This is a genomic window from Mycetocola lacteus, from assembly GCF_003667575.1.
GTDB classification, from domain to species: domain Bacteria; phylum Actinomycetota; class Actinomycetes; order Actinomycetales; family Microbacteriaceae; genus Mycetocola; species Mycetocola lacteus.
Genome location: NZ_RCUY01000014.1, coordinates 26583 through 38978, shown reverse-complemented (window position 1 = coordinate 38978; position 12396 = coordinate 26583). Strand labels below are relative to the sequence as shown.

The window sequence follows — 12396 nt, the reverse complement described above, 5'->3', positions numbered from 1 at the left end:
TCCGCACATTCACGACCAAGGAGTAGTACCGTGCTGAAATTCCCCGAAGGCTTCCTCTGGGGTGCCGCGACCGCCGCGCACCAGATCGAGGGCAACAACGTCAACAGCAACTGGTGGGTCATGGAGCACGCCAAGGACACCACGATTGTGGAGCCCAGCGGCGACGCCATGGACAGCTACCACCGCTACCCGGAGGACATGAAGCTCCTCGCGGATGCCGGTCTGAACTCCTACCGGTTCAGCATCGAGTGGGCCCGGATCGAGCCCGAGCGTGGATTCTTCTCCAACGCCGAGATCGACCACTACCGTCGCATGATCGACACCGCGCACGAGCTGGGCCTGGACCCCACCGTGACCCTGATGCACTTCACCGTGCCGCGCTGGATGTACAACGACGGATTCTGGCGTGCCAAGGACGCCGCGGATCTGTTCGCGCGTTACACCGAGAAGCTGCTGCCGATCCTGCAGGACGTCAAGCACGTGTGCACGATCAACGAGCCGAACATCGCCGCGATGCTCGCCGGCGGCGAGGACGCCTCGAACCTGGTGGCCTACGGCCTGCCCAACCCAGACCTGGGCGTCGCCGACACCCTGCTGGAGTCGCACCGTCGTTCGCGCGAGGTGCTCTCGCAGATCTCCGGCCTGAAGTCCGGCTGGACCGTCGCGACCCAGGCCTTCCACTCCACCGGTGAGCCCGGCGCGGACGAGATGATGCGCGAGTACGGTCACCCCCGCGATGACTGGTACCTGGAAAACGTGAAGGGTGATGACTTCGTGGGTGTGCAGGCGTACACCCGCACCTTCATCGGCCCCAACGGCCCGCTGCCCGTGTCCGAGGACGTTGAGACCACCCTCACCGGCTGGGAGTTCTTCCCCAAGGCCCTGGAGATGGGTGTGCGTTCGGCCTGGGAGCTCACCGAGGGTGTGCCGGTCTTCGTGACCGAAAACGGCATCGCCACCGCCGATGACACCCGCCGCATCGCCTACCTGGACGGCGCCCTCGAGGGCCTCCACTCGGCCATGCAGGACGGCGTCGAGGTGCTGGGATACCAGCACTGGAGCGCGCTGGACAACTACGAGTGGGCCTCGGGCTTCCGCCCGACCTTCGGCCTGATCGCCGTGGACCGCGAAACCTTCGTGCGCACCCCCAAGCCCTCGCTGGCCTACCTGGGTGAGATCGCCAAGCGCAACGCGCTCTAAGCCTCACCACCGAAAATGCCCGGGACCGCTGGTCCCGGGCATTTTTGTGTACCCATCTCTTGCGCACTCTCCGCCACAATGAGCGGGCCCGGTTCACGCAGGTGAGGAACCGGGTCTAGCCGGTTTTGAGCTAGTTGATGTTCAGGCGGAAGCTTGGAAGGGGCTGGAACAGCGGGGTGTCCGGGGCCGCCGGGTCGGTGGCGCGCTCGTGCAGGAGCGGCAGCGCCTCGTCGAGGCTGCTCCCCAGGCGGTGCAGTGATCCGAGCCCGCGGGATTCCCAGATCGGGAGTTCACCCTGCGGCGTGCGGGCACCGAGCTCCCAGAGCAGGTAGTCGCCGTTTTCGCTCCACCCAAAAACCTCGAGTCGTTCGGACAGGTCCCAGGAGCCATCGGGCTCGATGACCCAGGTGTACTCCTCGGCGCGGCTGTCGGCGTACACAACCCGAAAGTGCTCGCTCAATCGTGAGGTGCGGCCGGGCCAACCATCGGCATACCCCTCCCTGACCGGGGGATAGATGAACCACAGCCCAAAGAGCCGCCCCCAGCCCACCTGGCGAATCAGTGCACGATAGGACGGCGGAAACGGCTCACCGTCGGCGAGGCGGATCCGATCGAGAGCGTCGGTATTGATGTGCTCACGCGTGGGGGAGTCGGGGATGCCAATCCACTCGGTACCGGTCATACGGAAATGCTAGCGGGTGGGAGCGGCATGGCCTCCTACCGCTGGGGGAAATCGTGAGGTGTGCCCATCAGCGCCGGTGCCAGTGCATCGAGGCGGCGGCCCCGCGCCTGCAGCGCACGGGCGTCACGGTCGCGACGGATCGCGGCCACCCCCACCAGCAGGGTTTCCGGATGCACGCGCGGGAGCGGCGAGGTGAAGGGGGCAACCTCGGCCGCCAGCTCGCTGGCCACGCGGAACCGAGATTCGGGGGTGAACCGGTCCGCCTGGGCGAGGAACTGGCTGATTCGACGGGCGAGCGGCTCGGGGAGCTTGGCGACGTCGACGATCTGTGCCCACCCGTACAGCTCGGGCGGCATGGGCCGGATAAAACGACGAATCTGCGGGACGCGTTCGTGCTGGGAGTACGTGCCCGCCAGGAGATCGCCCAGGCGGCGGCTGCGATTATTCAGCAGCCCCACGGTTGCGGCCAACCCGCCCAGCGTGAGGTACAGCTCCAGCACGCCCACAAGCGCCCGGGTGAGGGCGTGACGGAAGGAGATCGCTCCGCCATCGTTGCGCACAATTCGTGCACCCACGGTGAAGCGGCCGACGGAACGGCCGCGGGTGAGGGTTTCCACGGTGGCCGGCAGGATCACCAGCCCGGTGGCTACGACGGCCACGCTCAGCGCCTGCCCGATGGCCGCATCCATGTCGATCATCGTGGAGAGCATCCCCAGCAGCATGAAGCAGCCGATGATGAAGATGACCGTAACCAGGCCGTCAATTAGGGCACCGGCGGCGCGCAGCAGGAACGAGGTATGGCGCACCTCGAGGACAACGGCCTCACCGGTGATGAGTTCGTTTTCCGTGCTGTCGCCGACGGCAATCGGCGAAAATGTCGCGGTCATGTCTACAATCTAAGCAGATGGATCTTGACGCGTATCGTGCCGCGCACGAAAAAGAATGGACCCGGCTTCAGGCGCTCTCCGCCAGAGGCTCGCTCAGTGGTGCCGAAGCCGACGAGTTTATCGCCCGCTATCAGTCGGCCGCGAGTGATCTTTCGGTGCTTCAGGCCTCGGCCGGCAGCACCCCGGACGGGGATCGTCTCGGAGTGATCATCGCCCGCTCCCGGCTGCGCTTTACCGCCGCGAGCAAAAACGTGCTGCTTCAGCTGGGCGAGTTTTTTGTGCTGCAGCTGCCGGCCGCGCTCTATCGGATTCGCTGGCTGACCCTCGCCGTGGCGCTGGCCACAATCCTGATCGCGGTGGCGTGGGCCATCTGGCTGCTCGGAGATCCGCAGCTGGTCTACAACCTGGGGACCCAGGCCGGCCTGGAAAAGTACGCCTCGGAGGACTTTTACCAGTACTACTCCGAGTATGCGTCCTCCTCGTTCGGGGCGATGGTCTGGACCAATAACGCGTGGATCGCCGCCCAGGCGGTGGCCTTCGGGGTCACCGGAATCTGGGTGCCGTTTATCATCGCGCAGAACGCTCAGGGACTGGGGCAGTCGTTCGCGATCCTGCACACCTTCGGCCACGGCGGTGACTTTTTCCTCTACATTGCCCCGCACGGCATGCTGGAGCTGACGGCGATCTTTGTGGCCGCCGCAGCGGGTCTGCGCATCTTCTGGGCCTGGGTGGCTCCGGGCAAGCGGCCGCGTCTGGTGGCGCTCGCCGAGGACGGTCGCTCGCTGATCACCGTGGCCATCGGCCTGGTGTTTGTGCTGGGAGTCTCGGGTGTCGTGGAGGGTTTTGTGACCGGATCCGCGCTGCCCTGGCCGGTGAAAATCGGAATCGGTGCCGCGGTGTTCCTGGGGTTCCTCGCCTACATGCTGATTCTGGGACGGAAGGCATATCGGTCGGGAGAAACCGGCGATCTGGGCGAGTTTGAATCCGGTGCCCAGCGCGTCTACGCGGGCTAGTTCAACCTCCGTTCGCCACACGGAAACCCCTCGTTATTTTTAGTCATTCAAAAAAACGTGTAGGGTGGGTGTCATGACAGTCGCCACCACCGAGGAACTCTCCGACGCCATTCGCGGCGCAGGGCTCCGCCTCACCGCCCCGCGTCTTGCGGTGCTGGGCGCGGTGGGCGAGAAGTCGCATGTGGATGCCGGCACCGTGTTTGAGCGGGTCCTCGCGGACCTCCCGGACACCTCGGTGCAGGCCGTCTACGGCGTCCTGTCTGCGCTCACCGATGCCGGCCTGTTGCGTCGGATCGAACCGGCCGGTTCCCCGGCCCGGTATGAGCGTCGGGTGGATGATAACCACCATCACATCGTGTGCACCCGCTGCGGTGCGATCAACGATGTGGACTGTGTTGTGGGGCACGCTCCGTGCCTGCACCCGGGCAACGCCTCGGGATACACGGTGCAGACCGCCGAGGTCACGTTCTGGGGGCTGTGTCCGGCCTGCCAGGACGAGGTGGCCCGCGCGGAAAACACGGCCGAACCCGTCTCCTGAACCAGACGGTCCCGGCCTATACCCGGACACTGTGACACACCCCGGTGGCAGCTGCCACATCGGGGTACTTGCCAGCGAAAAAAGAGGAGATCACCATGACGGAATCACCGACCACCACCACCAACTCCGGCGCCCCGGTCAGCGCCGATTCGCACTCGCTTGCGATCGGCCGCGACGGTGCGATCCCGCTGCACGACCACTACCTCGTTGAGAAGCTCGCCCAGTTCAACCGCGAGCGTGTGCCGGAGCGTGTGGTGCACGCCAAGGGCGGCGGAGCCTTCGGTACCCTGACCGTGACCCACGATGTCTCGGCCTACACCAAGGCCGCGCTGTTCCAGCCCGGCGTGGTCACCGAGGCTCTGGCCCGGTTCTCGACCGTCGCCGGTGAGGCCGGAAGCCCCGACACCTGGCGTGACCCGCGCGGTTTCGCGCTGAAGTTCTACACCACCGAGGGCAACTACGACCTGGTGGGTAACAACACCCCGGTGTTCTTCATCCGCGACGGCATCAAGTTCCCCGACTTCATCCACTCGCAGAAGCGTCTGCCGGGTAGCCACCTGCGCGACAACGACATGCAGTGGGACTTCTGGTCGCTCTCCCCGGAGAGTGCACACCAGGTGACCTGGCTGATGGGTGACCGCGGTATCCCCGCCAACTGGCGTCACATGGACGGCTTCGGTTCGCACACCTACCAGTGGATCAACGCCGAGGGTGAGCGGTTCTGGGTCAAGTACCACTTCCGCACCAACCAGGGCAATGCCTCGCTGACCGCCGAAGAGGCCGAGCGTCTGGCCGGAACCGACGCCGACTACATGATCCGCGACCTCCACGACGCCATCGAGCGCGAGGAGTTCCCGAGCTGGACCGTCTCGGTTCAGGTCATGGGCTACGAGGATGCCAAGACCTACCGCTTCAACCCGTTCGACCTCACCAAGGTGTGGCCCAAGGCCGACTACCCGCTGATCGAGGTGGGTCAGTTTGAGCTGAACCGCAACCCGGAGAACTACTTCGCGCAGATCGAGCAGGCCACCTTCGCCCCCTCGAACTTCGTGCCGGGTATTGCCGCCAGCCCCGACCGCATGCTGCTGGCCCGCATCTTCTCCTACGCGGATGCACACCGCTACCGCGTGGGCACGAACCACGCTCAGCTGCCGGTGAACGCCCCCAAGAACGAGGTTCACTCGTACTCGCAGGACGGTGCCGCACGCTACTCGTTCAACTCCGCATCGACCCCGGTCTACGCACCGAACTCGGTGGGTGGCCCCGCCGGAGATTCCGCCTATGCCGCCGATGAGCGTGGCTGGGAGAACGACGGCGAGTTCGCTCGGACCGCCGCCAGCCTGCACGCCGAGGACGACGACTTCGGTCAGGCCGGAACCCTCGTCCGCGAGGTCATGGATGACGCGCAGCGCGCCCGCCTGCTGGCCACCATCACCGGTCACGTGGGTGCCGTCCAGAACACCGAGATCCGTGCCCGGGCCATCGCCTACTGGACCAACGTGGACGCAACCCTGGGGGCGGCGCTCGCCGCCAACCTGGCCGCCTAGGCTCGGTTCCCCGCTCCGCCGCACGGCGTCGCCCTCACCGGCGGCGTCGTGCGGTTTGTGGTTTCCAGGCGACCTCCGTGGCGCTGCTGGGTGCTGGCGAGGTTCTGGCGAACGGTCGGGGGATCCGGCTACGCTGGGGATACTCTTCACCGGCGAAAGGACCCCCGATGCGACTCGGCATGATCACCCTGGACACCCTCGACCCGGCGCCCGTGGCTGCCTGGTGGGCGGAACTTCTGGGCGGCGCACTCAACGATGTGGGTGGGACGGGGGAGTTCCTGGTGCTTTCGGGTGCTATTCCCGGCATCAACCTGGGGTTCGCGAAGGTTCCGGACCCGACACCGGGGAAAAACCTGATCCACCTCGATTTCGATCTGGAGGCCGGTGAGGAGCGTGAAGCCCTGCTGAATTCGGTGCGTGCGGCGGGTGCCGAGCATCAGGCCCACCATGAGTTTCCGGGTATTCAGTGGGATGTGTTCACCGACCCCTTTGGGACCGTATTCTGCATCGGCGACGCGCACGACTAGACGATCACACTAGCCCCACGGGTCGGTCGGGGTGCCCTGGGCGATTTGGTTGGCTAGGCGGACCAGCTCGGCCGCGGCATTTTCGTCCTCGTCCATCAGGTCGGCGATGGCCAGCGAGAGGACGCGGGCACCGTTGTCCACTTCCCAGGCAAGATCCTTGAGGAGCTTATACAGCTGCCAGTTCAGCTCGCGAATGCTGTTACTCGGGCCGGTCGCGCTCATTCCGAGTTCCGGGCTGCGCATGACATGGGAGGAAGCGTCACAGTTGCGATCTTTGGCGGCAATGTCTTCAAGTTCGATCCCAATTTCGGGGAGATACGACCTCACGATTTCGTCCACCAGCTGTCTATCAAGAATGATGATCCCGTCGCTACTGGCCATCGGCGGTTGGGATGGATCGTAGGGGGAGCGTGAGTTTTGCACGCTGTTGAGGTTGTGTTTGGCGTTTGCTTCGATCGCGCGTTCCTCGTCTTTAATCTGTCCATTGAGCTTGTCTAGGGCGGTGCCTAAACCCGTCATTGCCTAGTCAAAAGATATCGCTTTGTACGAGGCTTCAACCCTTTTCTGATCTGTCTCTGAGAGAATGGAGATGCCAAGATTCACAACTTCAAGAGCAACAGAGACCCCTCCGGAAGCGAAAATCGAGAGGCCTTTGCCTGCCCATCCGGCGACCTGAAGTGTGGTTTCTGCTAATCCGGATTTTCCGGAGGAAATGGCAGTCATTGCATCGCGCGCGTTAGAAACAATTTCAACTACATTTTTGCGAGCCCTGGTCCAAATACCCTTCTGTGCGGCAATGTTGGCTCCCCTCGCCAGCGAAATTGCATGGAGACCACCAGCGGTCACACCGAGTTGTGCAAGAAATTTGGCCTTGAATGTGGCAATCGTGATTCCGGACAACGCGATCGTGTTTTGATCTATGAGTTTCAGATAGCTTGCTATGTTTCCCGCGGCCATCAGCTCGCCGTTAGATACGGAGCTTGCACCTGAGAGTCGTTGAGTGGTGCGCCTACATGATTCCAAAACTTCCTCTATCCCATCAGGATCGGGGAGACTCTCCCAGGGGTAGAGGAGCGCATCTATCTCATCCGAGATATCCGCAAAGGCTGCCGCAAATTCTTCCGCCTGGGCCTGGGGAATTAGTCCGGTAACGCGCCCGCCCCCGCTGCCGCTTGAGTTCGGTCGGGTGGCCGACAGTGAAGTAGTCCCAGCGGAAAGCACATACTGATCGCCCGCCATCCGCCACCCTTTTCCCCGCATGTAGGCGTCTATCGACGCCTGTTTAAGCTGCCCGATGGTTGCGCTGAGCGTTGAATAGTTCATGTGACGGGTTCTCCATCCGTGTTCGGAGCGGATCCGGGCAATTTGTTCGTCAGAGATCGTTTAACCGAGGCGGCACAGAGCCCGATGCCGATCAAAATGATCAGTGCCAACAGCAGGACGATCGTGGTTTGGCGGTTGCTGCGCAGGTCCTGGCAGATTTGGATGGCTGTGGCGTTCGCCTCGTCGATGGAGTTTTGGATGCGCTGTTCGCTATTCGACCCGGTCGATGTGAGATAGCGGTCAATTACGTCAACGTTTTCGAGGGGGCCACCGATGAGGGACCGCGGGTTATCAGAGATATCGCCGAGTGGTTGACACTGCAGACGTTCGTAGGTGTTGGGAACGCTGAAACTTGGTGCAGTGAGGAATAGCCACCCAACCGAGAAGATCAAAAGAGTTGCGAGGATGTGTGGGATTCTCCTCATCGTGTCCACGTTTCACGGTGACGAGAGCCTCGTCTAAATCCGATCCGGCATCGGACGTTGAGTGGAGCCTCGGCTGCGGTAATCACAATGCGTTGCACAGCTCCCAATGTTTTTCGGTGCATAATCATGGTCCTTACGAGTGCTCTGATAGTTGCTGGGGTGTCGGCCACTAGCGCTCCTTGGATGTGAGGTTTTTCCGAGGAGGCGCTGAAACGGCTCTGGTGCGCCACCAGACAACAAACAACACCGAAATCGTGAGCACGCCGTTGAACGTTGCCTGCCTGCCCGCTCTCGCGTCCTGGCAGCGGAGATCCAGGGTTGAACGGACCCGATCTGCGGTACTGGAGCGGCGATCCTCTCCGTCGTGAAGCATTGAGTCGACGTATTGATCAACGATTTCTCCGCGCTCGCCCGGCGACGAATACAGCGAGACCTGAGTTCCGATCTGAGGCGCGAGCGGATCGCACCAGACGTACGCATCGATGTTATTTACTCGAAATCCAGGCGCTGAGAAGTAGAGCCACCCGGCCGCGAGGGCCAGAATGAGGGCGAGAATCTGCCAGTACCTGCGCACGTGCACCGCTTTCCCCGGTGAAAATCAGCGCCGGCTGGCGGTGATCGTTGGGGTTAAACGTTGCACCGGCATCGCGGCAGTAGTGGTGCGTGTCCGAAACTGGATGGTGGCGTGACGCCCTATTCTCCGGGGGCTGCCGGAGCATTGGCGACTGGAGCCGACTGGGGGGCCTGGTTGAGTGACCCGAGAAGCTCGGCAAGATGCTGCGAGTCGGCGAGGTAGCGATCATAGGGGAAGCCCTCGCGGATCAGCCATTCGCGAAGCTGGGTTGCGCTCGCGGTGCCCGAGGCGTGGAACGCGTCGAGACCCGCGGGGGTGGCCGAGGCGAGGCGTCGCTTGGCGTGGGTGGGATCGGTGATGATGTCCACAAATCCCTCGTCGCGCAGCGTGCGCAGGGCTCGGGATGTCGCCGCTTCGGAGAGGCCGACGGAGTCGGAGAGTTGACGCTGGGTCATTCCCGGAGATTCCTCCAGGGTGCCGATAATCCGAATTTGGGTATACGTCAGCGCGGAGTCGCCGGCGGCCATGCGCTGGCGTGCAAGATCGCCAAAGGTCGCGACGACGCGGTGCAGCAGGTCGGCAATTCCATCATCCATGTGATCAGTATAGCGCAGTCTTGTGCATGCAATATTGCGTGTGCAAGACTGTCGGCATGTCTACCTCACAGTTCATTTTTGAAACGTCCGTTCCCGCCCTCTGGCTGCTGATCGCCGTGATCGGGGCGAGCATTCACTCGGCACGATCCACGAAACTTCCGCGCCTGGAAATCTGGCAGCGCTGGTGGGCGGTGGCCGCGCTCGGGTGCGGAAGCGCCTGGATGACCCTGTCATTCCTGGTCATCCCCGACGTGATGACCACCGCCATCGGATTCCAGCAGACCCCGTTTGTCACCGAGATCGCCTTCGCAAATCTCGGCCTGGCGATCGGTGGTTTCCGTGCCGTACACGCCGGTGCCCGGGAGCGCATCACGATCGGCCTGATTGCCGGGATGTTCCTCTGGGGTGCCACCCTCGGTCACGTCTATCAGTCGCTGGCCCACGGCAACTGGGAGCCCGGGAACACCGGCGGCGTGCTGGCCTATGACGTGCTGATTCCGGCCGTGATGATCATCCTGGCCGTCCGCAGTCGTCGACTGGAGGCCGCGTCACCGGCCACGGTTTCCTAAACGGTCACGCGCACCCGAGGGGGATGAATCCATGAGTCGAATTCCGCGCACCCAGCGTGGCCCGGACCGGCTGGTCAGCTTTTGAGACTCCACTGGAGCGATCGCCGATCACCCTGCTGCTCCTGGTTCCCGCCGAAAGGCTCTCCGACTTCCTGGAGCGGCGCGGATGGGCCTGCAGGAGGAAACGTCCAGCAGCTAGAGCTTGCCCGCCCGTTTGAGCGCCAGGTAGTGGTCGGCGAGGAGCGGGGGCAGCGCCTCCGGAGAACCGGCAATCGGATCGGCACCCACGCGGCGCAATGCCTGGGCGACCCGGTCGGCATCCAACAGTGCACGCTCGGCACCGGCGGCCTCATACACATCCTCGCGGCTGTCCACAAAATGGCGGGCGGCCAGCGCTTCGGGATCGCGCACCGACGCGACCACCACCAGGTGACGCGCGGTGAGTTCGGGCAGGCTGGCAATCAGATCGGCCGCGGATCCCGGGCTCTCGGCCGCGGTCAGGATGACCACCAGCGACCGCTGGGAGGTGATCTGACGCACCTCCGCGGGAATGGCCGACCAGTCGGTTTCGATTAGTTCGGGCTCGATATCGGCCATGGTGTTCACCATGTTTTCCAGCAGGGCGGCACCGGTAGAGCCGGTTACCCGCCCGCGGATACGACGGTCAAAGCACAGCAGATCCACACGGTCCCCGGCACGGGTGGCCAGCGCGGCCAGCAGCAGCGATGCCTCAAATGCGGTATCCAGGCGCGGCTCATCGGCGATGCGGGCGGCCCCGGCACGGCCGGTATCGGCCACGATGATGACGCGACGGTCGCGTTCGGGACGCCAGGTGCGTACCACCAGGTGCTCGCCCGCGTCCGGCTGGCCGCCCATCCGGCGTGCGCTGGCGCGCCAGTCGATCGAGCGCACATCATCGCCGCGGACATAGTCGCGCAGGGAGTCAAACTCGGTGCCCTGACCGCGCACCATCAGCGAGGTGGCGCCATCGAGCTCGCGCAACCGGGCCAACCGCGAGGGCAGGTGACGGCGCGACCTGAACGGCGGAAGCACCCGCAGGGCACCCGGTGCCGACAGGGTGGTCTGCCAGGCGGCGAGTCTGAGCGGGCCGAAGGAGCGGATGGTCACCGATTCACTGCGCCGCTCGCCCCGCCGGGTGGGGACCAGAACCGTGCGCACCAGGCGTCGCTCGCCACCGGGAATCCGGACTCGCGCGCGCGATGTTTGGGCACCGGCAGACGGCATCCACGCATCCCGAACGATGCCCACCAGCGTGCGCGCACCGGTGTTGGTGAGGTACAGCAGGGCATCGGTGGGCTCGCCCAGGCGGGCCCGCGAGGCACCGCCACGGACCAGGCGCAGCGCGCGGGGCGAGGCGGCGAGGGCCAGATCCAGGATCAGCAACACCGCGGACAGCGCTATCCAACCCGCCAGAATCAACAGCGGGTTGCCGCCGAGACCGGTGCCCACAACGATCGGGATGACCCCGGCGCCCACAACCAGCACAAACCAACCGGTGATCGCCATTTAGATGGGAACCTGAACCTGCTGCATGATCGAGCGCAGAATGGTGTCCGCGGACACACCCTCCAGCTCGGCTTCGGGACGCAGCTGCAACCGGTGACGCCAGACCGGCAGGACCATCGCCTGCACGTGATCGGGGGTCACCGCCGGGTATCCACTCAGCCAGGCCCACGCCTTAGCACTGGCCAGCAGCGCGGTGGCACCACGCGGGCTCACACCCATGCGCACCGACGGGCTCTGCCGGGTGGCGCGGGCCAGATCCACCAGGTAGGCCAGCACGTCGCCGGAGACGGTGGTCTGTGCGGCGGCGGCCTGGGCGGCCGTGAGCTCTTCGGCGCTGAGCACCGGCTGTACGCCGGCTCCGCCCAGGTCGCGTGGGTTGAATCCCAGCGCGTGACGGCGCAGCACCTCGATCTCGGTGTCGCGCTCGGGCAGATCCAGCACCAGCTTCAGCAGGAATCGGTCAAGCTGGGCCTCGGGCAGCGTATAGGTGCCCTCATACTCGATCGGGTTCATGGTCGCGGCCACCAGGAACGGGCTCGGCAGCGGCAGCGAGACGCCGTCCACCGACACCTGGCGCTCCTCCATGGCCTCCAGCAGCGCCGACTGGGTCTTCGGGGGCGTGCGGTTGATCTCATCCGCGAGCAGCAGGTTGGTGAAGACCGGACCACGACGGAACTCGAAATCTCCAGCCTTGGCGTCGTACACCAGCGAACCGGTCACATCGCCCGGCATCAGGTCGGGGGTGAACTGCACCCGCTTGGTGTCCAGCGACAGCGCGGTACTGAGTGTACGCACCAGCAGGGTCTTGGCCACACCCGGCACACCCTCCAGGAGCACATGCCCCTGGGCGAGGAGGGCGATGATCAGACCGCTGACGGCGGCGTCCTGCCCCACAACGGACTTGCCCACCTCGGCCCGAACCCGGGCCAGGGCACCGCGCAGGTTGTTGTCGCGGGCGTGGATTTCTTCGGCGCTGAGTGTCATCGTA

Annotated in this window: 14 protein-coding genes; 6 read left to right on the top strand and 8 right to left on the bottom strand. The window is 64.4% G+C overall.

Features of this window, described 5'->3' with window-relative positions; all coding sequences use genetic code 11:
• Nucleotides 1-30: 30 nt before the first annotated feature.
• Nucleotides 31-1200 carry a glycoside hydrolase family 1 protein gene (locus D9V34_RS14645; RefSeq protein ID WP_121648305.1) on the top strand — a complete coding sequence of 390 codons (1170 nt, stop codon included), beginning with the start codon at nt 31-33 and terminating at the stop codon, nt 1198-1200.
• Between the two features lie 130 nt (nt 1201-1330).
• Here the strand turns inward: D9V34_RS14645 and D9V34_RS14640 are convergent, their stop codons facing one another.
• Together D9V34_RS14640 and D9V34_RS14635 are read right to left on the bottom strand one after the other, a co-directional pair.
• On the bottom strand, nt 1331-1882 hold the full coding sequence (locus D9V34_RS14640; RefSeq protein ID WP_220700604.1) for an SMI1/KNR4 family protein: 552 nt from the start codon (nt 1880-1882) through the stop codon (nt 1331-1333).
• Between the two features lie 35 nt (nt 1883-1917).
• Nucleotides 1918-2769, bottom strand: a complete 852-nt coding sequence (locus D9V34_RS14635) for an RDD family protein (protein ID WP_121689237.1) — start codon at nt 2767-2769, stop codon at nt 1918-1920.
• 17 nt (nt 2770-2786) lie between these two features.
• Between D9V34_RS14635 and D9V34_RS14630 the strand changes: the two genes are divergently transcribed.
• From D9V34_RS14630 to D9V34_RS14615, 4 genes are all read left to right on the top strand, one after another.
• On the top strand, nt 2787-3782 hold the full coding sequence (locus D9V34_RS14630; protein ID WP_121689236.1) for a stage II sporulation protein M: 996 nt from the start codon (nt 2787-2789) through the stop codon (nt 3780-3782).
• A 73-nt stretch (nt 3783-3855) separates the two neighbouring features.
• Nucleotides 3856-4320 carry a Fur family transcriptional regulator gene (locus tag D9V34_RS14625; RefSeq protein ID WP_121689235.1) on the top strand — a complete coding sequence of 155 codons (465 nt, stop codon included), beginning with the start codon at nt 3856-3858 and terminating at the stop codon, nt 4318-4320.
• Between the two features lie 95 nt (nt 4321-4415).
• A complete protein-coding gene (locus D9V34_RS14620; protein ID WP_121689234.1) occupies nt 4416-5867 on the top strand; it encodes a catalase in 1452 nt (483 codons plus the stop codon).
• Between the two features lie 167 nt (nt 5868-6034).
• The gene (locus D9V34_RS14615; protein WP_121689233.1) at nt 6035-6394 is read left to right on the top strand and encodes a VOC family protein; all 360 of its coding nucleotides are present in this window, start codon (nt 6035-6037) and stop codon (nt 6392-6394) included.
• 9 nt (nt 6395-6403) lie between these two features.
• Here the strand turns inward: D9V34_RS14615 and D9V34_RS14610 are convergent, their stop codons facing one another.
• The 4 genes from D9V34_RS14610 to D9V34_RS14595 all read right to left on the bottom strand — a co-directional run bounded on the left by D9V34_RS14610 (nt 6404) and on the right by D9V34_RS14595 (nt 9312).
• Entirely contained in the window at nt 6404-6775 is a 372-nt protein-coding gene (locus D9V34_RS14610; RefSeq protein ID WP_183091989.1) for a hypothetical protein, read from the bottom strand.
• 141 nt (nt 6776-6916) lie between these two features.
• Nucleotides 6917-7717, bottom strand: a complete 801-nt coding sequence (locus D9V34_RS17645) for a hypothetical protein (RefSeq protein ID WP_147441703.1) — start codon at nt 7715-7717, stop codon at nt 6917-6919.
• Nucleotides 7714-8142 carry a hypothetical protein gene (locus tag D9V34_RS14605; protein WP_147441702.1) on the bottom strand — a complete coding sequence of 143 codons (429 nt, stop codon included), beginning with the start codon at nt 8140-8142 and terminating at the stop codon, nt 7714-7716. The genes D9V34_RS17645 and D9V34_RS14605 overlap by 4 nt, the downstream gene beginning before the upstream one ends.
• Nucleotides 8143-8835: 693 nt before the next feature.
• Nucleotides 8836-9312 (bottom strand): MarR family winged helix-turn-helix transcriptional regulator, encoded by a 477-nt coding sequence (locus D9V34_RS14595; RefSeq protein ID WP_121689229.1) that lies wholly within the window; start codon nt 9310-9312, stop codon nt 8836-8838.
• Nucleotides 9313-9368: 56 nt separating this feature from the next.
• Here D9V34_RS14595 and D9V34_RS14590 point away from each other — a divergent pair, with 56 nt between their 5' ends.
• Nucleotides 9369-9881, top strand: a complete 513-nt coding sequence (locus D9V34_RS14590) for a DUF6790 family protein (RefSeq protein ID WP_121689228.1) — start codon at nt 9369-9371, stop codon at nt 9879-9881.
• 195 nt (nt 9882-10076) lie between these two features.
• Here D9V34_RS14590 and D9V34_RS14585 read toward each other — a convergent pair whose 3' ends face one another.
• Nucleotides 10077-11408 (bottom strand): DUF58 domain-containing protein, encoded by a 1332-nt coding sequence (locus D9V34_RS14585; protein WP_121689227.1) that lies wholly within the window; start codon nt 11406-11408, stop codon nt 10077-10079.
• On the bottom strand, nt 11409-12392 hold the full coding sequence (locus tag D9V34_RS14580; RefSeq protein ID WP_121689226.1) for an AAA family ATPase: 984 nt from the start codon (nt 12390-12392) through the stop codon (nt 11409-11411). It lies immediately after the preceding gene.
• Nucleotides 12393-12396: the final 4 nt, after the last annotated feature.

Coding starts and splice junctions, on each gene's coding strand:
- D9V34_RS14590 (WP_121689228.1), top strand. CDS start 9,369: ATGTCTACCTCACAGTTCATTTTTGAAACGTCCGTTCCCGCCCTCTGG.
- D9V34_RS14605 (WP_147441702.1), bottom strand. CDS start 8,142: ATGAGGAGAATCCCACACATCCTCGCAACTCTTTTGATCTTCTCGGTT.
- D9V34_RS14635 (WP_121689237.1), bottom strand. CDS start 2,769: ATGACCGCGACATTTTCGCCGATTGCCGTCGGCGACAGCACGGAAAAC.
- D9V34_RS14580 (WP_121689226.1), bottom strand. CDS start 12,392: ATGACACTCAGCGCCGAAGAAATCCACGCCCGCGACAACAACCTGCGC.
- D9V34_RS17645 (WP_147441703.1), bottom strand. CDS start 7,717: ATGAACTATTCAACGCTCAGCGCAACCATCGGGCAGCTTAAACAGGCG.
- D9V34_RS14610 (WP_183091989.1), bottom strand. CDS start 6,775: ATGGCCAGTAGCGACGGGATCATCATTCTTGATAGACAGCTGGTGGAC.
- D9V34_RS14620 (WP_121689234.1), top strand. CDS start 4,416: ATGACGGAATCACCGACCACCACCACCAACTCCGGCGCCCCGGTCAGC.
- D9V34_RS14585 (WP_121689227.1), bottom strand. CDS start 11,408: ATGGCGATCACCGGTTGGTTTGTGCTGGTTGTGGGCGCCGGGGTCATC.
- D9V34_RS14625 (WP_121689235.1), top strand. CDS start 3,856: ATGACAGTCGCCACCACCGAGGAACTCTCCGACGCCATTCGCGGCGCA.
- D9V34_RS14630 (WP_121689236.1), top strand. CDS start 2,787: ATGGATCTTGACGCGTATCGTGCCGCGCACGAAAAAGAATGGACCCGG.
- D9V34_RS14595 (WP_121689229.1), bottom strand. CDS start 9,312: ATGGATGATGGAATTGCCGACCTGCTGCACCGCGTCGTCGCGACCTTT.
- D9V34_RS14615 (WP_121689233.1), top strand. CDS start 6,035: ATGCGACTCGGCATGATCACCCTGGACACCCTCGACCCGGCGCCCGTG.
- D9V34_RS14640 (WP_220700604.1), bottom strand. CDS start 1,882: ATGACCGGTACCGAGTGGATTGGCATCCCCGACTCCCCCACGCGTGAG.